This is a genomic window from Flexivirga sp. G2 (assembly GCF_055397625.1).
In genome coordinates this window covers 1,627,345-1,651,056 of sequence record NZ_AP039675.1, presented here as the reverse complement: position 1 = coordinate 1,651,056, position 23,712 = coordinate 1,627,345, and the positions used below count along the sequence as shown (strand labels likewise).

The window sequence follows — 23,712 nt, the reverse complement described above, 5'->3', positions numbered from 1 at the left end:
CGAAGGGTCACGACTCGGTGGCGAACTCCCGCTCCGGCTGCTCGCTCGCCCGCATCCGCTGCAGCTTGCGTCGCACGACCGGCCAGAAGACCACCAGCACACCCGTCGCGACCAGGCTGGTCCACACCTGGGTGCGGCCGTCGTCCGTGGTCAGCATGATGACGACCACCGCGAGCACACCCGCGACGAGCAGCACGTTGAGCCACGGGAAGAAGCGGACCCGCACCTGGAGCCCGGCCGCCTCCTCCGGCGACATCTTCTGCCGCAGCCGTAGCTGCGTCAGCGCGATGAAGACATAGACGAACAGCGCGACCAGACCCGCGGAGTTCATGATGAAGTCGAAGATGCCGGAGTCGGGAGCGATGAAGTTCACCAGCGCCGCGACGACTCCGCCGATCGTCGACGCGAAGACCGCGACGACCGGCACGCCGTTGCGTGCCTTGTAGCTGACCGCCTTCGGCGCGAGTCCCTTGTCGGCGAGAGCAGCGAACATCCGCGAGGCTGAATAGAGCCCGGAGTTCAGCACCGACAGCACGGCCGAGAAGATGACCAGCTCCATGATGCGGGAGGCGGCCGGGATGTTGAACATCTTGAAGAGCACGGTGAACGGTGCGTTCGAGACTCCCGTCGCCTCGGGCAACGCGTCCCACGGGATCGCGATGGTGATGATCAGGATCGACCCGACGAAGAAGAGCAGCACTCGCCAGATGACGGTGACGGTCGCCAGCTTGACGCCCTTCGCCGGGTCCTCGGATTCGGCGGACGCCATGACGGCGATCTCGGTGCCGAAGTAGGAGAAGATCACCAGCGCAACACCGGTCAGTATGGCGCCAAAGCCCTTCGGCGCGAATCCGCCGTGCTGCCAGAGGTTTTGGACCGCAAAGTGACCGTCCGGCCACAGCCCGAGCACAAAGAGCGTGCCGACGACGAGGAAGACCACGATGGCGACGACCTTGATGCTGGCCAGCCAGAACTCCGCCTCTCCGAAGGACCGGACCGAGATCAGATTGCTCACCACGAAGACCGCGAGCAGCAGCAACGACCCGACCCACGACGGCAGCCAGTCGAACCAGCCGTGCAGCGTGCCACCGCCGACGACCGCCTCATAGGCGAGCACCCCGACCCAGAAGTACCAGTAGAGCCAGCCGACGAGGTATGCCGCCCAGTCCCCCATCCCGACCCGCGCGTACTCCATGAACGACCCGACCTCGGGCCGGGCCGCAGCCATCTCGCCGAGCATCAGCATCGCGAGATAGACCAACAGGCCGCCCACCAGATAGGAGATCACGGCGGCCGGACCGACCTCGTGCACGATGTTGGCCGAGCCGACGAACAGGCTCGAACCGATGATCCCGCCGAGCGTGATCATCGTGATGTGTCGTGGTCGCAGCTTCTTCGGGCTGTGTTCAGCCGGCGTGTTTGCTTCAATCACAGTGCTTTTCGGCTCCTTCTACACCTGCTCCCTGAGGAGCTCACGAGGGACGAGTGAGCGTCTCGAAGGGTCAGGCACGACCTCCTCGAGGCCCCCACGGCCACCAAGTTTTCGACACTCGAATGTCGCACAGCCACCACCCCACGCGGGGCGATCGAGTCCACCCATCTCGCATTGCGGCGGCAGTTACTGACCGGGTCGAACCAGACCACTCTCGTAGGCGAGCACGACGACCTGGACCCGGTCCCGCAGCCGCAGCTTGGCCAGAATCCGCCCGACGTGCGTCTTGACGGTCGCCTCGGACACGACGAGGCGATCGGCGATCTGTGCGTTGGACGCGCCCGTCGCAACCTCGCGCACGATCTCGCGTTCGCGCTCGGTCAGGGTGGCCAGGGCGGCCGGAACTCGTTGCGGGCCGGGGAGTTCCACTCGTTCCAACAGCACTCGGGCAAGCGCCGGCGCGATCACCACGCCACCCCGGTGCACACTGCGTATGGCGTGCACCAGCTCCTCACCGCGCGCGTCCTTGAGCAGGAACCCGCTGACTCCCTCACGCAGCGCGTCGAACGCCACCGCCTCCACGTCGTATGACGTGAGCATTACCACCTGCGGCGCGTCCGGATAGGACAGGATCCGGCGAGCCGCACTGATCCCGTCGAGCACCGGCATACGCACGTCCATCACGACGACGTCGGGGACGTTGCGACGCACACCCTCGACGGCGGCGGCGCCGTCCGCTGCCTGGCCGACCACCGCCATGTCGTCCTGCGCGGACACGATCATGTCCAGGCCGTCCCGGACCAGGTCCTGGTCGTCGGCAAGAAAGACCCGGATCGTCACGGCGCGCCGACCTCGGTGGGAAGCGTTGCGGTCACACGAAACTCACTCTCATCTGTGGCAATTCGGGTCGCACCGCCCAGCGCGCGAACGCGGTCGTCCATGCCTGTCAGGCCACGCCCCGGCCCGGAGCCTGCGGCCCGCGCGACATCGGCGACGAGCGCGTTCGCGACGGTGATCTCCAGGGCACTCGGATCCCACGCCAGCGTCACCGTCGCATCGGCTCCCGGCCCGGCGTGCTTGAGCACGTTGGTCAGCGCCTCCTGCACCACGCGGTACGCCGCGAGGTCGGCGGTCGCGCACAGCCGCTGCCGGGTGCCTCGCTCCTCCAGCGTCACGGCGAGGCCGGTCCGACGGACCTGCGCGAGCAACTCCGGCAACACCGCGAGCGTGGGTTGCGGTGCAGGAACACGTGATTCGCCCGATTGCACCTCCGCCGGCTTGCTCTCGTGCAGCACATTGAGCAGCCCGCGCATGTCCGCCATGGCATCTCGCCCCACACCCGCGATCGTGTCCAGAGTTCGCACGGCACGCTGCGGGTCACGCTCGGACACCAGCCGGCCGCCTTCGGCCTGGTTCACCATCACGGCGAGTGAGTGGGACACGACGTCGTGCATCTCCCGGGCGATCCGTTGCCGTTCCTCCTGCGCGGCACGTCGTGCAGCGGCGGCCCGGTCCGCTTCGTCACGGCGTGCCCGGTCCTCCAGCTCTGCGACATACAGCAGGCGGAGCCGGCGATAGCGGCCCAGCAGCCAGGGTGCAAGGAGCGTCACCCCGACGGCCAGCACGAGGAAGAGCGGCCAACTGTGCATCGGGTGGTCGGTCGACGCGATCCCGGGGAGTGCGACGGTCAGATAGTCCGCGCCCCAGAGCCGTGCGATCATCGCGAGCGCGCCGATGCCCGAGGCGCCGAACGCGAGCCAGGAGATGCGGGGCGCGCACCACGCGGCCACGGTGTAGAGCAACACCGGTACGACGAGCGCGCTGGGCAGGAAGATCGCCGAGAACGTACCGGCGCGGGTCGTCGTGTGCAGGTCGGGCGCCATACCCACCAGCAGGGCGGCCGCGCCCCCGACACCGAGGGACGTGCACGGGAATAGTCGTCGCGTCGCGACCGCGAGCTGTCCGATCAGCACAGCGCACAGAGCCGACACCCGCAGGCCGAGCGACCAGCCGCCGTCCCAGATCATGTCGACGGTCGCCGGCAGCAGGAGCGCGGCGAGCAAGATCGCGAGCGCGCCGTCCGCGAGCATGCGCCGACGATCGGCGGCGTAGGTCGCCGCGCGTGTCCGGAGTCCCGTGCGCACCCGCTTGAGTCTAGAGGCGCGGCGAATACGCCTGCGGGATGACGAGTCCCACCCCGTAGGTGGACGCGCGATGGCACCCACCGACGCGACTCTGGTGCTGCGCCGGCCGTCGGCGCGTCCCCCAGTTGCCGGAGAGACCGTGACACCGAAGACCGTGACAGTGAAGACGGAGACCCGCACCGCCGTGATGCGCGCCCTGTTGCAGACCGGACGCGGCGGGCCGGCGCAACTGACGCTCGTCGAGGACCGGCCGCGACCGACGGCGGGACCCGGCGAGTACCTGATCCGGGTCACCGCGGCCGGCCTGAACTTCGCCGACGTGATGCAGACCCACGGCAGCTATCACGGTGGCCCCCACGCCCCGTATGTCGCAGGCTTCGAAGTGGCCGGTGAGATCATCGCGGTCGGGCCGGGCATCGACGCACCGTTGCCGGTCGGCACCTCGGTGCTCGGGTCCGCTCCGGGGGCTTTTGCCGAGTTCGCGACTGTGTCGGCGGCGGAGGCTCTCGTCATACCGGATGGCTGGTCGAGTGCGGAATCCCTTGGCATGGTGCTGAATTGGGCAACCGCCCTGGCTGCCGTGTGGCCCCTCGGGCAGGTGGGCGCCGGCGATGTGGTGCTGGTCCATGCGGCCGCCGGCGGCGTCGGACAGGCAGCGGTGCGGCTGGCGCGGCATTACGGAGCGACGGTCATCGCGGCCGCGTCGCCGATCAAGCACGACGTGTTGCGCGACCTCGGCGCCCACGCGGTCCTGGACAGCAGGGGGCCCGACCTCGAGCGGCGCATCCGGGAGATCGCCGGTGACGGAGTCGATGTCGTCCTCGAATCCGTAGGTCGCGCAACGCTGGACGTGAGTCTGCGGGTCGCCAAGCCCATCGTCGGCCGGGTCGTGGTCTTCGGCGCCGCCTCCGGTATGGCGAGCGTGACGACCGACGACCTGGTCTTCCATCATCCGGTCCAGCTCAAGGGGCTGCACATCGGCCGGCTCGCGGTCTCCGTCCCGCAGTTGTATGCCGAGCTGATCGACGAACTGCAGGTTCTGCGCAAGGCTGGGGTCTACCCACCCGGCCGGCCGCAGGTGCACGCCCTGGCCGACGGCCCCGAGGTGCTGTGCCGCCTCGGCGACGGTATGACGCACGGCAAGCACGCGCTCGACCCGAGGTTGTGAGATGACCGGACAATCGACCGAAAATCACTGAGGAGAAACGATGTTCGACGAGGTGTTCGTGGCCGGTGGCCGCATCGCCCTCGACCTGCTGGAACGCGACACGGTCAGCGATCGGTGGGAGGAGCCGTCGGTGCTGGAGCGGATGACGGTCGGGATGCTGGCCTGTCACCTCGGGCGCCAGTTCGTGCGGGCCGAGGAGATCCTGACGACACCGGCGACCGGGCAGCCGATCCCGGAGGCGGACGAGCACTACCGGCGAGCGGCCTGGGTGACGGCCTCGGATCTGGACGACCCGTCCCAGGACCGGTCGACCGACGAGGCGGAGGCGGCGGCGGGTCCGGTTGCCATGCGGGAGCGGTCCCGGTCGGCGCTGGACGCCGTCGCGAATCTTCTCGAGCGCGGCGCGGCCCACTACATCGTGACCATCCCCTGGCAGGGCTGGAGCCTGCACCGGTCGGACTTCCTGTTGACCCGCGCCGTCGAGATCGTCACGCACACTGACGATCTCGCGCGCAGCATCGACGTCCCGACGCCGGACTTCCCGCCCGCCTTCTTCCACCCGGTGGCGCATCTGCTCGTGCGACTGTCCGCCGAGCGACGCGGCCAAGCCGCGGTCACCAGCGCACTGACCCGTCGCGAGCGTATGCCGGCCACCATCAGCGCCTTCTGAGCGCCTACCCGAATCTTCTTGAGGAGCAACGATGTTGAACGACGCACGCGACGAATCCGCCGGTGGCCACGACCCGGCGATGCCGGACGGGTTCGTGGACTTCCTGACCTCGCACTGGCGGGACGACTCGGTCGACCTGTCCCCCGCCCCGCAGGCCGTTCTGCTCGCGGAACGTCGGGCACGGCTGTCCCAGGCGTTCCCCGGCGACCTGCTGGTGATCCCGACCGGCGGCATCCAGCACCGCACCTACGGCTCGCCCTATGCGTTCCGTGGCGGCAGCGACTTCCTCTGGTTGGCCGGCGATGAGGACCCGGACTCGGTGTTGGTCATGCACCCGACCGCGACCGGTCACGACGCGGTGTTGCACGCACGGCCGCGGTATGACGCCACGTCGGGGGCGTCATACCTGGACCGGACATACGGCGAGATCTGGCACGGCCGCGGCTGGTCGCTCGCCGAGAAGTCCGCGCTGTTCGGCATCGAGACGCGTCCGTTGTCGGAGCTGCCGGTCGCGGTGAGGCGTTCGAGCGGTGGGGTGCGCCGCGTGCTGCGCGGGTATGACGAGACGATCGACACCACCCTGCTGCCGCGTGGAGACGAAGCGGGCAGCAACACGGACGCGGACCGGCGGCTGGCGCAGGTGCTCTCCGAGCTGCGGCTGCCGAAGGACGACTGGGAGATCGCGCAGTTGCAGCACGCGGTGGACGCGACGGTGCGCGGGTTCGAGGACGTCGCACGGCGCCTGCCGGACGACCGCGCGGTGCCCGAGCGGGTGCTCGAAGGCGTCTTCGGATGGCGAGCACGAGTGGAGGGCAACGGAATTGGCTACGCCAGCGTGGTCGGCGGCGGCCCGCGGTCGACCGTGCTGCACTGGTCGCGCAACGAGGGCCTGGTGGAGCCGGGCGGCGTGCTGCTGATGGACATGGGCGTCGAAGGACCGACGGGCTACACCGCGGACGTGACCCGGGTGCTGCCGGTGTCCGGCGAGTTCAGCCCGGTCCAGCGGGAGGTCTACGAGATCGTGCACACCTCCCGCGATGCCGGCCTGGCACTGGTGCGGCCGGGGGCGGCGTACGACGACATCCGCGAGGCGTGCATGCGAGTGCTCGCCGAGGGCCTGCACGATCTCGGCGTGCTGCCGGGCAGCGTCGACGAGGCGATGAACCCGGCGACGATGTCCTACCGGCGCTGGACACTGCACGGCTTCGGGCACATGCTCGGGCTCGACGTGCACGACTGCGGGCGTGCGAGCGCGAAGGCGTATGCCGACGGCAATCTCGGCGAGAACTACGCGCTGACCATGGAACCCGGTCTCTATTTCCAGCCGCACGACGAGCTGGTCCCGGCCGAGCTGCGCGGCATCGGCGTGCGCATCGAGGACGACCTGGTCGTGACCGCGGACGGCTACCGGCTGCTGTCGGCGCACCTGCCGACCCGCGCCGACGACGTCGAGCGCTGGTTGGCCGACCAGCGCGCCGCCGGCCCCCGCGAGCCGAGGAAGCCGGTCAAGTAGCGCTGGCGCTGCGCCCTGAGGAGTCCGTGAGCTGCGCCCTGAGGAGTCCGTGAGCTGCGCCCTGAGGAGTCCGTGCGCTGCGCCCTGAGGAGTCCGTGAGGGACGAGCGGACGTCTCGAAGGGGGACGAGCGGACGTCTCGAAGGGGACGAGCGGACGTCTCGAAGGGGAGCGAAGCGGGGGAAGCGCGTATCGAGACCCCCGAACGTCGGTCGAGTAGCGCTGGAGCCGCGCCCTGAGGAGTCCGCGAGGGACGAACGGACGTCTCGAAGGGGAGCGAAGCGGAGGAAGCGCGTATCGAGACCACGCCCGTTGTGCCCGAGCGCCCGACGGAGTTGGCTGGGCACCACCCACACTTCGAGGAGCCACCATGTCCGACGAGACAACCACCCCATCGGCAGCCCGCACCACCGGCCTGGTGAGCTTCTCGCTCGCCGTGGCCGACCTCGACCGGGCGCGCGACTTCTATGTCGACGTGCTCGGCTTCGAGGTGCGCGGTGACCGCGAGCCGTGGCCGGGCGCGCGGATGATCGAGGTTGCGCCACCCGGTTCCGCCATCGGGCTGGTCCTGTTGCCGAAGGGCAGCGACATACCGCTGGCCGTGCGGATGACGACCGACGACGCGGAGACCGCGCACCGTGTCCTGCGCGGCGCCGGCGCGAAGCTGCACAACAAGAAGGTGCTGCACATGGGCGATATGCCGCCGATGTTCCACTTCGACGACCTCGACGGCAATGGGCTGGTCTATATCGAGCGCACCGACGACGCATAGGCATCGCCGCTACCGCGACCGCGCTTGAGGTGCCGGGTCAGCAGTCCATTCGGCGCGCCATACCGACCGCTTGCCGACAAAACCGACCACAGCTCGGCCTACCGTGCAGTAGCCGCTCGCGTAGGTGTTCTATGAATGCACCCCCAGAGCCGGCGCCGTTCACGGAGCGCCGACCCGATTCGAACAACTAGTGCGCGGGTCCACGACCCGGCCGAATCGACGCCTGCCGCAACGGAATTCGCGACCCATGCGGGTCGAGTAGCGGTGAGGGACGAGCCGCATATCGAGACCAAATCGTGGAGCCGCGCGGAATGAGAGTTTCGATGCACTCTGGATCGCGTTTCACCTCCCCCGTCACCGCCTCGGTTGCCGCTGGCAGCCTGGCCCTGGCGCTCACGCTCGCCGGCAGCGCGTATGCCGCGACGACACACACCAGCGCCGCAGCGCCCGCCTGCTCCGCCGGCACCACGGTCACAACCGCGAAGGGCAAGGTCTGCGGCCTGACGAGCGGTTCGGTGACGACATACGGCAGCATCCCGTATGCCGCTCCCCCGGTCGGCAAGTTGCGCTGGAAGTCGCCACAGCCGGCTAAGGCGTGGACCGGCGTCAAGCAGGCGACCACCGAGCCCGTCGGCTGCACGAACGTCTTCACCAACGAGAACACCAGCGAGGACTGCCTGAACGTCAAGGTGCAGATCCCGGCCGGCACGAAGCCGGGCGAGAAGCTGCCGGTGATGTACGAGTTCCACGGCGGCGGCTTCCTCGGTGAGGCCCGCACCGACCAGGGCGAGAACCTCGTCAACGGCGGCAAGGTCGTCTATGTCTATGTGAACTACCGGCTCGGTGTCCTGGGCTTCCTGGCGGACAAGTCGCTCGGTGCGCACTCCGGTGACTACGGGCTGCAGGACCAGCAGGCCGGGCTGCGTTGGGTGAAGAAGAACATCACCCAGTTCGGCGGGGATCCCAGCAATGTCACCGTATTCGGCGAGTCCGCCGGTGGCGCGAGCACCTGCGCGCAGGTCGCCTCGCCGACCGCGAAGGGTCTCTTCCAGAACGCCGTCAGCGTGAGCGGTTTCTACAACTATCAGAACAACATCGTGTGGTCGACCGCCGACTGCAAGTCCACGCTGTTCACCGAGAAGCAGGCGCAGCAGGCGGGTGCGAAGTATGCCGACAAGGTCGGCTGCGGCGACGCGAAGAACGTGGCGGCGTGCCTGCGCAAGATCCCGGCGGCGAAGCTGATCGCCGAGGGCGGGCAGGTCGGTGACCCGACCGGCGGCGGCACCATCGGGCCGATCGTCAACGGCACGACGCTGACCATGTCACCGGTGAAGGCGCTGACGACCGGGCAGTCCAACAAGGTCAATCTGATCACCGACGTCGCGCGGGACGAGTTCAACGGTGGGGTCTACTCCAACGCGTTCGGCTCGCACCTGGTCGTCGCCGAGACACCGGCGCAGTACCGCACGTTGGTGAAGGAGCAGTTCGGCAAACTGGCGACGACGGTCGAAAGCCTTTACCCGATCAGCCGATTCGCGTCGCCATACACGGCGTACCGGACGATCATGGCCGACTCGGCCTCGGTCTGCCCGATGCTGCAGGTGGCCGGTAAGACGTCGAAGTACATGCCGGTCTGGGCCGACCTGAATGCCGATGCCGACAACCCTGCCGGTGAGGACACGACCGACGTACTCGGTGGCCAGCACAGCGGCTCGAACACGCTGGTGCACTTCGACACGACCAAGCTGGACGCCAACCAGGCTGCTCTGCAACACCAGCTGGTCCTGCAGTGGACGCACCTCGCGCACACCGGCAACCCGACGTCCCCGCACACGCCGTCCTGGCCGCGCTACAGCACTCGCCAGCACCCGGTGATGTTCATGCAGCCCGGCGACACCAGCATCACCACCCCGAGCAATGTCGTTGCGGCACAACACAACTGCTCGTTCTGGAACAAGGTCACGAAGTACTGACCTCACGAGGGGCGCCTTCTCGGATGCAAGCCGGGAAGGCGCCTCTCGCGGCGGCGAAGAAGGGGCGAGGCAGGAGGCCGCGTCGAGATCGCCGCCGCAACGCCGCAAGCGCATAGGAGGCAAACGGGGACGGTCTCGACGAAGGTTCAACTTCGGTCTCCCAGAGCTTGCCCGCCACAGATCTCAGTGACTCATCACCCGCGCATTCGCGGTCCGTCGCGCCAGAGGGACCATCCATACCTCCGGACGTGATACGCATGTTGCGAGCGGTTCACAAGGGACACGGGGTGAGTGGCATGGCCGCATCAGGGAAGCACGACGACATTTCAATCTTGGTGGAACGCGCGTATGAACAACGCGAGCGCGCCTGGAAGTCTGCAGAGACCGACATCGTCAACTGGCTCGGGACGCAGTGCGATGACCTCTTAGCAGGCGAGCACGATAAGACACGGCTGGCCGTCGGCGGCTCGCGCATCAAGGATCGAAGGCGCGCACTGGACAAACTCCGTCGCAAGGGTGCCAAGAAGCCGCAGGTCATCTCGTCGGTATCGGACGTTGAGGACGCACTGACCGACCTTGTCGGTGTCAAGGTGATCTGCAAATCGACACGCGACCAGCGCATCATTTTTGATGCGCTCCGGGATGAGGAGCGACTTGAGGATCTTGCGGTCAGTGACCAGGACGACTATCAGGTCGATCCGAAGGAGTCCGGATATCGCGCGTGTCACGTCGTTCTGGAGGTTCCGGTGCGAGGTGAGGACTCGGTCCTCGTCGAGGTGCAGATCAAGACTCTCCTTCAGGATGCGTGGGGCGAGCTGACCCATGAGGACATGTACAAACCGGGGACGGCGCGCAAGCCCCAGGCGTTTCACACATCCGTCGCCCGAGCCATGGCCTCGTTGCTCGCCGGGGTGGACGCGCTCGCTGACGACCTTGCCCGGGATCTCGATTCCGCCGAGAAGGACCTTGCAGCCGGCGCCGTGCCGGAGACCTCGACCGATGAGAACGACGCCCATGACGAGACCGTTGAAGTCCGCGTCCGAAAGACCTGCGAGACGTACGCCCTTGCTGTCGACGGGGCCGGGCAGCAGGGCCTGATCCGCGCCCGTGACGTCCGCGAGCTGGTAGGCGAGAAGAACATGATCAACGTGAACGATTACGTAGAGGTGGATGATCTGCTGAACGTTATCGTCGAGGAGGACGATCGCGGACTCTACTACGCTCCAACGAAACTCATCGACGCCAACGCCGACGAGCAAGGCAAGGTCTGAGCAGTTCAGCTCAGCAGGTCGCCCGGGCCGCTAGGGAGTCGAAGTCCTCGACCCTCAGCGGCCATCCGGCGCAACAAGTCGAACCCGGATATCGCCGACAGGTCGCCATCCGCAACAAGCTCGGCCACGATGTCGCGAGTCTCGCGCGTGAGAATGCTCTGCCGACGCGCATATTCGAGCGCGTCGCGGTCATCGCTCACCCACCACGCCTCGTGCCACTGCGAGTCCGTCATCAGCAGGTGACATGTTTCGGCCTCCCCGAGATGCCTGAGCGGCTCAGCCGCCGTGCCGCCGAAGACGTTCCGCCTGATGCGATCCACTTGACCTTCGTCGGGGACCTCGATGGGCTCACCGAGCCAGCTTCCCGCTATCGCAGCGTTCAGTGGTGGGTAATAGCTCGCTGACCGAGTCGCCTCGAAGTGGACTGCTGCAGTCCACCGTCCGCGACCGCGCAACCAACCCTCAAGAAGTCCGAGCTCGTCAATGCACGCGAAGTTGATAAGCACCGTGTTGTCCGGGAATACCGCCGAGGCCACTCGTCAGTTCCCCTGCCTCTCCGCTTCAAGGTCATCGCGCAGCTTCACCGGATCGACACCGAGCACGGCCGCGACCGGACGCAGGGTCGTCAAACCGCCCTCGTATGCCGCAAACAGATCGCTCGCAAGCCTCCGCGAAGGCCGCGGTGTCGTGCTCGTCACTATGGATCGCTGGAGCCCTTCCTCGCGGCCGGTGAGCTGCGCTGCACGACGTCCACTCAACGCACCGAACGCCGCCTCCGCCATCTTGTCGATCAGCTTCAACTGCGTCAGCCGTATGGCGAGCGCTCGCGGCGATACTTCAAAATCCATTGCCAGTTCTGCGAACTGGCGGTCATCAAAACCACGTTTCACTCGAGCACGCAGTAGAACCTCCGGCATGAGGAAACTCGCGGCAAATGCGTTGGCCTGCACTTCCGTGGCATCAGCGCCAACTGGCGCGAAGATGTCTTTGTCCAGGTGGACATCCTGATCGTGTCCGGCCAACAGATGACCTAGCTCGTGCGCAAGCGTGAATCGCTGGCGAGCCGGCACCGACGTCGGCGCAGCCAGCACGAGCCGCGACTGCGGTGTTTGGACTGCAAGGCCGTCGAATCCGCCTCCCAGGTCCACGATTGCGACGTCGACGGCGAAACGTGACTCCAGGAGGTCCGGCAGTTCCTCGCTCAAGACCAGCTGTGGGTCACCGACCAACCGGAGAGCCTCGTCGGCGAGTCGCAGACCAGCGCTTCGAGTCGACCGCTGGGTGCCGACAGCAATCGCCGGACTGTCGGGAAGAGGGCGGCCAAGGTCGGCAGCCACTCCACGCAACTCGGTCAACCGCATCGCTCGCGCCATAGCATCGCCACTTGATGAGCCTGCGGCTCGACGAGCCGCCGTCGCGATGGCGAGCTCCTCACCGGTCAACAGCCAGTCGACAGTTACCTTGCCGACGTCCGCGATGCGAGCTAGGTCCAGTGACGAGAATCGCCTGCTGCCGGCGAGTGACTTCGACAGCTTCGATGCGTCGAGCCCGATCGACTGGGCGAATGCGCCTTGCTGCATCCCTGAACCAGTGATGACGTCGCGCACTCGGTCGTTCATGGTCTGCGTGCTGTTCATACGATTGATCTTGACATCGAGTTGCGATTATCGCAATTTTGCGTCATAGTGATCTCCGGCACGCATCGGCCAGGCAGTAGGTGCCAGACCGCGTGGCCCAAGTGATTTGATTGCATCGTCAGCCCCAGGGGAGGTAGTTCGCGTTATGAACAGCGTCGTTCACACTGCCACAGACCAGCGACGTCGCGGCGTTCCAGAGCTACCTGAGCCGGGCCAGATTGTCGAGGTGCGCGGCGCGACCTGGGCGGTCTCCGACGTTCGCACACAAGGCATTTCGCGCAGCCCGGCGGATGAAGGCCGCGCCGGCGAGCAGCACGAGGTCAGCCTGCAGTCTCTCCAAGAAGACCGCCTCGGCGAAGAACTATCGGTCGTGTGGGAGCTCGAAGTCGGCCAGACCGTCCTGCCCGACCAAGGCCTGCCGACGGCGATCTCCGACGATGGTTTCGATGACCCCAACGTGCTCGGTGCGTTCATCGATGCCGTCCGCTGGGGCGCGGTCACGTCTGCCGACCCCTCGGCATACCAGGCGCCGTTCCGCAGCGGCGCGAACGTCGAGCCCTACCAGCTCGAGCCGCTGCGTCGCGCTCTCGAGTCCCCGCGCACGAATCTCTTGCTCGCCGACGACGTCGGTCTCGGCAAGACCATCGAGGCCGGGCTGGTGATCGAGGAGCTGTTGCTGCGACATCGCGCGCGTCGCGTGATCATTGTCTGCCCGCCGAGCCTCGCGCTGAAGTGGCAGGACGAGATGCGCGAGAAGTTCGGCCTGGAGTTCGTGATCGTCAATAGCGAGCTGCTGAGCCAGGTCCGGCGCTCGCACGGCTTGGCTGCGAACCCCTTGCTCCTCTTCCCCCGGGTCATCGTGAGTATGGCATGGCTGCCCGGCGTCCGCGCCCAGCGTCTGTTGCGGGGCGTGCTCGCAGATGTCGGCAAGACAAACTCTGCCCGGCAATACGCATTCGACATCCTGGTCGTCGACGAGGCCCATCACGTCGCGCCGTCCAGCCCGAGCGCGCTCGGTGGCGGTCGCGGGTATGCCCTCGACAGCCAGCGCACCATCGCGACGCGCGCCCTTGCCGAGCGCTGCGAGCACCGGCTCTTCCTGTCGGCCACTCCCCACAACGGCTACACCGAGTCGTTCACCGCGCTGCTGGAGATGATCGATAACCGGCGGTTCAGCCGTGGTGCGACCATCGACTCCGGCGCTCTGCGGGACGTCACCGTTCGGCGCCTGAAGACAGCTATCACGGACAAGGACTTCCTGCCGCGTGAGATCCGCAGTCTGCCGTTCACGCCGGCCCAGGACGAAGAGGAAGAGTTCGACAAACTCGCGGAGCTGCTCGCCAACTCAGCCGTCGCCAAGCGGGGGTCACGATCCCTGGATATCGTCGGTCTTCTGCTGAAGAAGCGGTTCCTGTCCAGCCCGTGGGCATTCGCCCGCACGCTGTCCGGCTACCTAGACGCCACCGGGAGCGGTGCGGACTACGAGTTCGAGGATGACGCCTACGTCGAAGTGCTAGGCCGCGACCAGAGCGACGAGGAGGAGGGCCTTTTCGAGCAGCCCGAGTTCGTCGCGCTCCGCCAGAGCAAGACGCCCGATGCGCTGTCCAGTGCATCCCGTGCGGAGATCCAGCGCCTTGTCGAGTGGGGCAATGGCTATGAATACAAGCCGAATTCACGCCTCGACCGCCTGATCACCTACCTCGACGCCACCTGCCGCCCGGACGGTCAGTGGAACCACAACCGTGTGGTCATATTCACCGAATACGCCGACACCCTCGCGTGGATCAGCCGTGTGCTCAGCAGCCATGGGTATGGCGACGTGCTCGAAGTCATCCAGGGCTCGACCCCGACCGAGGAACGCGAAATCATCAGGGCCCGCTTCGCCGAGCACCCCGTCAGCGACCCGATCCGAGTGCTGCTTGCGACCGATGCCGCCGGTGAGGGCATCGACCTGCAGGACCACTGCCATCTGCTGGTCAACTTCGACGTGCCCTTCGACCCCTCCCGCCTGGAGCAGCGCATTGGCCGCATCGATCGCTACGGCCAGCGGGAGACGCCCACGGTCTACTACTTCGCGCCGGACAACCAGGCGAGCTTGTATGCCGCCGATCTCGAGTTCCTCAAGGCGATCGCCGAGAAGCACGGCCAGACCACCCGCGACCTGGGGTCGGCGAACGCCATCGTGGACGACGATATTCAGGCGCGGTTCCTGCCGAACACGCCAAGGCGCCGACCGCGCCCGCGCAACGAGGCCGAGGAGAGCGAGCTCAACCAAGCGACCGCGGCAAGCCGCGAGCTCAACCAGCAACTCACCAGGCTGCGCGACAACTTCGTCGCGACCAAGGACCAGATGCACCTGACACCCTTCAACGCGCGTCGGGTCATCGACACCGCATTGGCGTTGTCGGCGCAGCCGTTGCTGCGCGAGGAAGGCGACGAGCGCGCTGACTCCCCGGTCTATCAGGTGCCGGCGTTGGGCAAGCTGTGGCAGTCCGCGCTGCGCGGTCTCGACACCCGGCTCGCACCTGGACAATTCAGGCCGATCACCTTCGACCAGAACGACGCTCGCGGCCGCAGCGACCTCGTCTATGTCCATCTCGGACACCCGCTGATGCAGAAGTCGGCACGCATCCTGCGCGGCTCGCTGTGGGGGTCGGACTCCCAGGTGCACCGGGTGACGACGGTCGTCGTCCCGGAGCTCGCCGACTCCTGTGTCGCGGCCGTCGCCCGGCTGGTGCTCGTCGGTCGTGGCGGCCTCCGGCTGCACGAGGAGGTCTTCATCACCGGCGTTCGCTTCAAGGGCCACGATCTGGCCGAAGCCAAGGCACACGCTATCCTCGACCACGCCCTCGACTCGCCGGACCTGAAGCTCGCCCCCGAAGCGATCCGATCGCACGTCCGCCGCGAGTGGGAAGCCAACGACTCGCGATTGCGAGGCCGGCTCCAGGCCGCCGTCGAGCGCCGGGCGGAGCGCCAGCAGACATCAGTGGCAGCGAGTCTCGAGACCAGGCGCGACGACGATATCGAGCGGGCCGAACGCATCTTCGCCGCCTTCCGGCGCAATCTGCAGGACTCGCTTGCCATGGTGCGCCGCGCGCAGGAGGAGCAGGACGCCATGCTGCTGCCGGACGACCAGCAGCGCCAGCGGCAGCGCGACATCGCGGCCATGGAGCAGCGCCTCGCGTCGCTGGCCGACGAAGAAGCTCGCGAGGTCGAGTCGTTGCGTGCGCGGTATGACGACGTGCGGCCATTCGTGTCGACCGCCGCGCTGGTCTTCGCCGTCACTCCGGCCGACGCCGAGGCTTGGGCGGGTGAGGCACGATGACTACGAACCGTCCGCCCACCGTCGCGGAGAAGCACCAGCAGTGGCTCGACCTGGTCGACACCGATGGACCGTTCATCGCGGTGCCGGCATTGAAGAGAGTGTGGCCGCAAGGCATTCCGCCCCTCGCGGGCGATCGCCGAGCGACTCTGGCGGCTGCCAAACCCGACTTCGACCGGGCCTGGGACGCCTGGGACCGAGACCGTCGGCGCGATAGCGACCGCGCGGTCGAACGTTTCACACCCGCCCGCGACCGGTGGGTCGAGACCGTGGGACGCGAGATCTTCGGCTGGGGCGACCTGCTCCGCACGGCTGCCGAGGTGCCGGCCGTGATCGAGACCACGACCGTCCACTCCCCCACCGACCGGCGAGTGAGCCTCTCCCCCACCGGCGCGGTGGTGCGCGATGACACCGTCGCCGCTCTCGTCTGGGTCATCGATCCGGTCGACTCGTTGCGATCGATGCTCGACGATGGCTGGTCAGCAAGCGCGATCGACCGGATGGACGCCATGCTGCGCGCGCCGGGTTGTCCCACGACGCTGGGCGTCGTCACGGATGGCCGGTGGTGGGCGATCGTCAGCTCCGCCGCCGACACGATGACCGCCTCCGGCATTGTCGACTCGCAGACCTGGATCGAGGAGCCAGAGACCCGCGACGCCTTCGCCGCGTTGCTCTCGCGTCGTCGCCTCGTTGGCGGTGACGAAAACGACCGCCTGCCACAGCTTTTCGCGGAGTCGGTGCTGGCTGCCGAGCAGATCACCGAGGCGCTGGGCGTCCAGGTGCGGCGCGCCGTCGAGCTGCTCATCAGCGCCTTCGGTGAGACCGCCCTCAGCGGCGACGAGCAGACGCTGCCCGATGACGGTGAGGTCATCTATGACGCCGCGGTGACCGTGCTGATGCGCGTTGTCTTCTTGCTCTTCGCGCAGGAGCGCGGATTGCTCCCACAGGGCGACCTCTTCGAGGCCGGCTATGGCCTGGCCGGCGCACTCGACAAGCTGGACGGCCGCGCGCGCGACGAGGGCGAGGAGTCGATGGCGAGCACTTCGCTCATCTGGCATCGCCTGCTCGCCACCTCGCAGGCGCTCTATGACGGCGCGACCTTCGAGGACATGCGGCTGCCGTCGTATGGCGGATCGCTCTTCGCACCCGAGCGCTTCCCGTTCCTGACCGCCACCACCGAGCGCGGCACCCTCGCGCTGACCGTGAACGACCGAGTGATGCTGCAGGTGCTGCGCGCCGTGCAGATCGCCCAGCCCCGCGGCCAGGAGGCCCGGCGCATCTCGTTCCGCGACGTCGACGTCGAGCAGATCGGCTACATCTACGAGGGTCTACTCGGCTACACCTGCCGCTACGTCAAAGAGGCCTTCGTCGGCCTGATCGGCAAGGACGGCGAAGAGCCGGAGATCGCGCTGGCCACCTTGGAGGGGTTTGCCGCCGACTCGGCCGACGATGGGAAGCTGGCGAGCCGGATCCTGGCCTGGGTCAAGGAAAATCAGCCGAGCAGCAAACCACCGACGGTTGCCTCACTCACCAAGAGTTTGCGGTCGCGCGACGAGGTCGAGGATGCCGAGCGAGCCTTGCTGGCCGTGACCCCGGATGCCGGTCTGCGTGATCGGCTGCGCCCGTGGATCGGCGCGATCCGCCGCGACCTGCAGGGCCTGCCGGTGGTCATGCAACCAGGCGGGCTGCTGGTCACCGAGACGCCATCCCGCCGGAATGCCGGCGCGCACTACACACCGAGGTCGCTGGCCGAGGAGGTCGTCGAGCATGCCCTGGAGCCGCTGGTCTTTAACCCAGGCCCCCACCAGGAGCCGGACCGCGACAAGTGGGTCCCGATCCCCTGGGAAGATATCCTCGACCTGCGGGTCGCCGACATTGCCTGCGGGTCCGGTGCGTTCCTGGTCGCCGCAGCGCGATACCTCGCGAAGAAGCTGATCGAGGCCTGGCACCGTGACGGTGAGCGCCACGGCTCCCCGCAAGAGACTGAGATCCATGCGATCCGGACCGTCGTCGCCAAGTGCCTGTATGGCGCGGACATCAACGCCATGGCCGTGGAGATGTGCAAGCTGTCGCTGTGGCTGGTCTCGCTAGACCGCAATCTGCCCTTCTCGTTCGTCAATGACAAGGTGCTGCACGGCAATTCGCTGCTCGGGGTGATGGACCTCGATCAGATCGAGCGCATGCACATCGACCCGGCCGCCGCACCGGACGAAGGACTCTTCGCAGCTAGCGGCGCCGGCTTCGCCGAACGTCTGGACCTCGCGCGCGTCGTCGAGCGAGTGCGCCGGAGGCGGCGCGAAATCGCCGACGAGGTCAGCAACACCGACCCCTATCGCTCCGCGAAGGCGAAGGACAACACCCTGGCGCGCAACGACCGCGAGCTGGCAGAGGCGCGACGCGTGGCCGACGGCGTCATTGCCGCCGGCCTCCGGCAGCACGGCAAGCCAGGCAAGAAGCTGAACGAGGCCTACGAAGACCTGCGCGTCGCCGCCGGCAAGGCCTATCCCTCCGGCGACGACGGCGACCCGGCCATGCTGGACAGCATCATCGAGTCCGGCCTGACACCCACGGTGCCCACGGACTACGACAGGTGGAAGCCACTGCACTGGCCGCTCGCCGTGCCGGATGTCATGCAACGCGGCGGTTTCGACGCCGTCATCGGCAACCCACCCTTCCTGGGCGGAAAGAAGCTGAGCGGCGCGATGGGTCCCAACGTCCGCGACTGGTTCGTCAACATCATCGCCAACGGCGCCAAGGGCAACGCCGACCTGGTCGCCTACTTCTTGCTGCGAGCGCGCGGCCTGCTCACCCCGAGCGGGACTCTCGGGCTGATCGCTACCAGCACCGTCGCGCAAGGCGACACCCGCGAGGTTGGACTCGATCAGCTGGTTGAGGTCGGACTCACCATCACGCGATCCATCCAGAGCAGACCTTGGCCGGCCGAAAGCGCCAACCTGGAGTACGCCGCTGTCTGGGGCACCCGCGGACGAGTCACTGAGGAAGTCCCGCGGCATGCTGATGATGTTGCGGTGCACGCTATTTCGACGTTGCTCGAGCCGCAGGGACGAGTCGGTGGCAAACCCGGCCGCCTCATAGAGAACGCCGACATTGCTTTCCAGGGCTGCGTAGTCCTCGGGATGGGATTCATCCTCGACGACGAAGAGGCCACTCAGTGGATCGACGAGGACCCACGCAACTCGGAGGTGCTTGTTCCGTACCTAAATGGCGAAGACCTCAACTCGCGAGCCGACTGCTCCCCATCGCGGTGGGTAATTGACTTCGGAGCGCGCACCGAGGCTGATGCCCAAAGATTCCCCCGCCCATGGGCGCGAGCGATGGCAACCGTTCGACCAGAACGTCAGAAAAAGTCGAAAGCCGTCCGCGAAGCACCCTGGTGGCTCTTTTGGAGGGCTCGGCCGGCGCTCCGGAAAGCAATCGCCAACCTCGACGAGGTGCTCGTCATCGCCCTCGTAAGCAATGCGGTCATGCCAATGCGGGTAAATTCCGCGCAGGTATTTAGTCATAAGCTCGGCGTGTTCGCGACCGATTCGTACGCAGTGCAATCGGTACTGTCGTCAAATATGCACCAAATGTGGGCCACCAGGAACGGCTCCTCGCTCGGGACGAGCGTGAACTACTCGCCAAGCGACGGATTCCTCACATTTCCCCGTCCACCTGGCATGGCCACCTTGGCGGACTGGGGCAAGCGCATCGATCACGAGCGGCGCGAGATCATGCTGCGCCGCGAGCTAGGCCTCACCAAGCTATACAACCTGGTCAACGACCCGGACATCACCGATGCGAGCGACAAGGACGTGGCCCGAATCCGGGAAATCCACGTCGGCCTGGACGAGGCAGTGATGGCGGCCTACGGCTGGGACGACGTGCCGCTCGAGCACGGCTTCCACACCTACCGGCAAATGCGCCGCTGGACTGTCTCCCCCACCGCGCGGGTGGAGATCCTGGACCGGCTGCTGGAAGAGAACCACCGCCGCGCGGCGCTGCAGAACGGTGAACTAGCGGCCGCAGACGATGACGAGTCAGGGGATGAATCATGAGCAACAGCAATGGATCAGCGCCCACCGGGCTCGCACGAGGACGCGCGCCCTACGAGCTGACGACTCCGCTCGACGGCACGTCCTCCGCCGTGCGCGAGAACCTCACCGACATCCTGCGCCGCGAGTTGCTCGGGCCGAGCGATGGCGACACCGAAGTGATCTCGGTGCCGCCGGACTCCCGCTATCTGCTCGGCCGCATCGCGCCGATGAAGCTGGAAGACTCGAAGGAACCCATCAGCTCCGAGACCAGCGATGGCCGCGCCGAAAACGAGGATGCCGGCGCAGCCGAGCTGGGCGACGACCTGGACGCACGCGAAAGCCGTGGCGTGCCACAGGTTTCCGGCGACGACAGCGCCATCGATGCCGACGAGGACACCGGCGGCGACCGCGACGACGAAGGCGTCAAGCGCGGCCTCATGATCCCGGCCTCGATGGGGTTGCGCTTCCAGGTGCCCGCCGACCTCGACGAGTTCACCGTCATCGTCGAGTGGGGTGAATACAACGGCACCCGCACCGGTGAAGTCACCGCCACGGGTCGCGAGATCCGGGCGTTTGCCCGCACTCCGGTCAGTCACCGGGTCACCATTCGCTCCACTGACCTGGCACCGGGTGACACCAAGGCCTACCCGCTGCAAGGCGACGTGCTGCTGCGCGTCGACACCTCCCTCGATGACAACCGTCGCATCGTCGAGCTCGCGTTGTGCAACGACCTGATCACCCCGCGCAAGATCCCGGTCAACGCCTGGCTCTTCCAGACCCAGCTCTACGTGGAGGCCGACGGCACGGCTGCCTTCCTTCCTGTCGTCGACGCGCGCACCGACACCCGGTGGGAGCCCGATCCGGAAGTTCGACGGCTGCGCCTGCAATATCAAGATCGGCTCGAGTTTGCCATTGGCAGAACGTGTTCCGCGGAGTGGACGGTCGCGCCTGGTGCCCGGCGGGCGACCCAAGTGCGCACCACTTGGCTGCCGCAGACCGAGATCCCGCAAGTGCGAGCCGTAGAAGTCGAGGGCGCCGAGCTCGACATGCGGGTGCTCGCAACCGCGAGCGCCGACGAGATAGAGCAGGGGCTGCGGCCGATCGTGGCGGCATACAGTGAATGGCTCGGCAGACGGCAGACCGACGCCAAGGAGTTGCCCGAGCACCTGCGCGCCGACGGCCTCGAGCTGGTCGATGAAGCGCAGCAGGTCTGCAAGCAGTTGGAAGACGGGCTCAGCTTCCTGGTCGGCGACCAAACCGCGTTGCAGTGCTTCCACTTCATGAACACGGTGATGGCTGACCAGCGCGTGCACACCCAAGTCGCGGACCTGCGGGCCGAGCATCCCGAGCTCAGCCTGGCCGCGGCGGTCCGGCAGATCGAAGACCAGCAACGGGACGACCCGGCGAAGCCACCCCCGCACTCGTGGCGCACTTTCCAGCTCGCCTTCGTGCTCATGCAGCTGCAGGCGCTCTGCGACCCAGCGACCGCGCGGCGGTCCAGCGACGCCGCCAACGTCGAGCTGCTCTTCTTCCCGACCGGTGGTGGCAAGACCGAGGCATACCTCGGACTCGCGGCCTTCACCTTCGCGATCCGCCGGCTGCAGGGTGTCGTCGAGACACCGGACGGCCCGCTCGACGGCGGGTCCGGGGTTGCCGTGCTGATGCGCTACACGCTGCGGTTGCTGACCTCTCAGCAGTTCGAGCGGGCCTCTGCGCTCGTGTGCGCGGCCGAGCTGCAACGTGCCCAGCACCCGGAGGTGTGGGGTACCGAGCCCTTCCGGATCGGCCTCTGGGTGGGCACCAACGTGTCACCCAAGCGGGTCGACGAAGCGAATCGCGAGCTGGAGAAATTCAACAGCCGCAAGGGTGGCGGCCACCGGCTGACCTTGCTGCAGGTCGAGCGCTGCCCGTGGTGTGGCACCAAGATCAATCCAGCATCGATCCGGATCGACGACACCGAGCGCCGAGTGCGGATCCGGTGCAGCGACGAGCTCGGCGACTGCCCCTTCTCCGAAGGCGCGCAGATCAAGGACGGCTTGCCGATGCTGACCGTCGATGAGGAGATCTATCGACTGGCGCCGGCGTTCATCATCGCCACCGTCGACAAGTTCGCCCGGCTCGCGCGCGAGGGCGAGGCGGCGTCGCTCTTCGGCTACGTCTCGCAGCGGTGCGACCGGCACGGGTATGTGCATCCGGACTACCCGCACTGTGACATCCAGGACGGCAGCAAGCATCCGGCCCGGGGTGGGTATACCGCAGCAGCACGGCGTCCGGTCGCACGGCTGCGACCGCCGGACCTGATCATCCAAGACGAGTTGCACCTGATCACCGGGGCACTGGGCACGACGGTGGGCCTTTTCGAGGTCGCCATCGATGTGCTGTGCACCTGGCGAGATGCCTCCGGCGAGCGGGTGCGACCGCTGATCGTGGCCTCGTCCGCGACCGTGCGCAACGCCCAGGATCAGGTGCGCGGCCTCTACGGGCGTGGGGTCACGATGTTCCCGCCGCCCGCGCTCGACGTCGCCAACAGCTTCTTCGCCAAGGAGGAGCCGATCAGCCCGAAGTCTCCGGGCCGTCGATACGTCGGTGTGAGCACCACCGGGGTGCGCCTCACTCGCGCGGAGATCCGGGTCGCCGAAGTGCTGATGGCCGGCGCCCAGGAGTTGCTGGAACGCGCTGGGAATGCTGCGGATCCATACATGACGCTTGTCGGCTACTTCAACTCGACGCGTGAACTGGCCGGCATGACGCGTTACCTGCACGACGACGTGCAGAACGCGCTGGCCAAGGGACTCCCGGGCACCAACCTGACCCGCCGCTACGGCCGCAGCCCCGACGGCCTGCATCGAGCAGAGCTGACTGGTCGCAAGTCGAGCGACGACATACGCGCCAATCTTGCCGGCCTGAAGGTGCGCTTCGACGCCCGCTACGACACAGCAGTCGGCTATGCGGCGCTCAAGGCGGAGCACAGTGACGCCATCCCTCGCCGACCGGTGCGGCCATTCGACGCCGTGCTGGCGACGTCGATGTTGCAGGTCGGCGTCGACGTGAGCCGGCTCGGCCTGATGCTGATGGTGGGTCAACCGAAAAGCACGGCCGAATACATCCAAGCGTCATCGCGGGTCGGCCGCGATGCCGATCGACCTGGACTCGTTGTCACCATTGGCAACTGGGCGCGGCCACGTGACCTCGCGCACTACGAATCGTTCCGGCACTACCACGAGACGTTCTATGCGCAAGTCGAGCCGCTGTCGGTCACACCCTTCTCGGTGACGTCCATGGAGCGCGGGCTCGACGGCTTGCTCGTCAGCGCCGCACGTGTGCTCGCGGCACCGCTACGCACCGACGGACTCTCGCCGGAGAGACAGGCCGGACGCGTCAAGGACCAGCGGGCTTTCCTGGAAGAGCTGATCGATCGGCTGGTGGAACGGATCCGGCTCGCGGGCGACTCGTCGGTCGGTGCCGCCGAGCACGCCAGTGAACGGCTCGCCTCACGACTCGGGCTCTGGGAGAAGCGGCGAACTTCGTTGCTGGGCAAGGCAAATCTCTCCTACGAGCGGGCGTTCAACTCCAAGAGCGGGACGTGGGAGCCACTGATCCGCAGCGCAGAGAGCGTCCGGTCACGACGCAGCGCAGCGGACGGTGCACCCTTTGTGGTCGCGAACTCAATGCGTGAGGTGCAGCCCGAGATCAACATCCTGGTGAGTCCGAAAGAGGAATACCTCATCTATGACGAGCCGGTCAGTGCACCTACTTGGAAGGGGCGGGGGTAGT

Annotated in this window: 14 protein-coding genes; 9 read left to right on the top strand and 5 right to left on the bottom strand. The window is 67.0% G+C overall.

Annotated elements, in window-relative coordinates; translation table 11 throughout:
* Positions 1-7: 7 nt before the first annotated feature.
* The 3 genes from ACZ50J_RS07895 to ACZ50J_RS07885 form a co-directional block, all read right to left on the bottom strand.
* Positions 8-1,432 carry an amino acid permease gene (locus tag ACZ50J_RS07895; protein ID WP_464300718.1) on the bottom strand — a complete coding sequence of 475 codons (1,425 nt, stop codon included), beginning with the start codon at positions 1,430-1,432 and terminating at the stop codon, positions 8-10.
* A 186-nt stretch (positions 1,433-1,618) separates the two neighbouring features.
* The gene (locus ACZ50J_RS07890) at positions 1,619-2,272 is read right to left on the bottom strand and encodes a response regulator (RefSeq protein ID WP_464300717.1); all 654 of its coding nucleotides are present in this window, start codon (positions 2,270-2,272) and stop codon (positions 1,619-1,621) included.
* A complete protein-coding gene (locus ACZ50J_RS07885; RefSeq protein ID WP_464300716.1) occupies positions 2,269-3,576 on the bottom strand; it encodes a sensor histidine kinase in 1,308 nt (435 codons plus the stop codon). The genes ACZ50J_RS07890 and ACZ50J_RS07885 overlap by 4 nt, the downstream gene beginning before the upstream one ends.
* A gap of 70 nt (positions 3,577-3,646) precedes the next feature.
* Between ACZ50J_RS07885 and ACZ50J_RS07880 the strand changes: the two genes are divergently transcribed.
* From ACZ50J_RS07880 to ACZ50J_RS07855, 6 genes are all read left to right on the top strand, one after another.
* Positions 3,647-4,744, top strand: a complete 1,098-nt coding sequence (locus ACZ50J_RS07880; protein ID WP_464300715.1) for a zinc-binding dehydrogenase — start codon at positions 3,647-3,649, stop codon at positions 4,742-4,744.
* A 40-nt stretch (positions 4,745-4,784) separates the two neighbouring features.
* Complete coding sequence (locus ACZ50J_RS07875) at positions 4,785-5,414, top strand: maleylpyruvate isomerase N-terminal domain-containing protein (protein ID WP_464300714.1); 630 nt, start codon at positions 4,785-4,787, stop codon at positions 5,412-5,414.
* A 31-nt stretch (positions 5,415-5,445) separates the two neighbouring features.
* Complete coding sequence (locus ACZ50J_RS07870; protein ID WP_464300713.1) at positions 5,446-6,927, top strand: aminopeptidase P family protein; 1,482 nt, start codon at positions 5,446-5,448, stop codon at positions 6,925-6,927.
* Positions 6,928-7,296: 369 nt separating this feature from the next.
* On the top strand, positions 7,297-7,698 hold the full coding sequence (locus tag ACZ50J_RS07865; protein WP_464300712.1) for a VOC family protein: 402 nt from the start codon (positions 7,297-7,299) through the stop codon (positions 7,696-7,698).
* Between the two features lie 323 nt (positions 7,699-8,021).
* On the top strand, positions 8,022-9,671 hold the full coding sequence (locus ACZ50J_RS07860; RefSeq protein WP_464300711.1) for a carboxylesterase/lipase family protein: 1,650 nt from the start codon (positions 8,022-8,024) through the stop codon (positions 9,669-9,671).
* A 296-nt stretch (positions 9,672-9,967) separates the two neighbouring features.
* The gene (locus ACZ50J_RS07855) at positions 9,968-10,942 is read left to right on the top strand and encodes a GTP pyrophosphokinase (protein WP_464300710.1); all 975 of its coding nucleotides are present in this window, start codon (positions 9,968-9,970) and stop codon (positions 10,940-10,942) included.
* Positions 10,943-10,947: 5 nt separating this feature from the next.
* Here the strand turns inward: ACZ50J_RS07855 and ACZ50J_RS07850 are convergent, their stop codons facing one another.
* On the bottom strand, positions 10,948-11,478 hold the full coding sequence (locus tag ACZ50J_RS07850; protein WP_464300709.1) for a hypothetical protein: 531 nt from the start codon (positions 11,476-11,478) through the stop codon (positions 10,948-10,950).
* 3 nt (positions 11,479-11,481) lie between these two features.
* A complete protein-coding gene (locus ACZ50J_RS07845; protein ID WP_464300708.1) occupies positions 11,482-12,579 on the bottom strand; it encodes an ImmA/IrrE family metallo-endopeptidase in 1,098 nt (365 codons plus the stop codon).
* 145 nt (positions 12,580-12,724) lie between these two features.
* Between ACZ50J_RS07845 and drmD the strand changes: the two genes are divergently transcribed.
* Genes drmD through drmA form a run of 3 tightly spaced genes read left to right on the top strand, consistent with a single transcriptional unit; the run spans position 12,725 to position 23,711 of the window.
* Positions 12,725-15,904, top strand: a complete 3,180-nt coding sequence (gene drmD, locus ACZ50J_RS07840) for a DISARM system SNF2-like helicase DrmD (protein ID WP_464300707.1) — start codon at positions 12,725-12,727, stop codon at positions 15,902-15,904.
* Positions 15,901-19,959 (top strand): Eco57I restriction-modification methylase domain-containing protein, encoded by a 4,059-nt coding sequence (locus tag ACZ50J_RS07835; protein ID WP_464300706.1) that lies wholly within the window; start codon positions 15,901-15,903, stop codon positions 19,957-19,959. Before drmD ends, ACZ50J_RS07835 begins: the two co-directional genes overlap by 4 nt.
* The gene (gene drmA, locus ACZ50J_RS07830) at positions 19,956-23,711 is read left to right on the top strand and encodes a DISARM system helicase DrmA (RefSeq protein WP_464300705.1); all 3,756 of its coding nucleotides are present in this window, start codon (positions 19,956-19,958) and stop codon (positions 23,709-23,711) included. Before ACZ50J_RS07835 ends, drmA begins: the two co-directional genes overlap by 4 nt.
* Position 23,712: the final 1 nt, after the last annotated feature.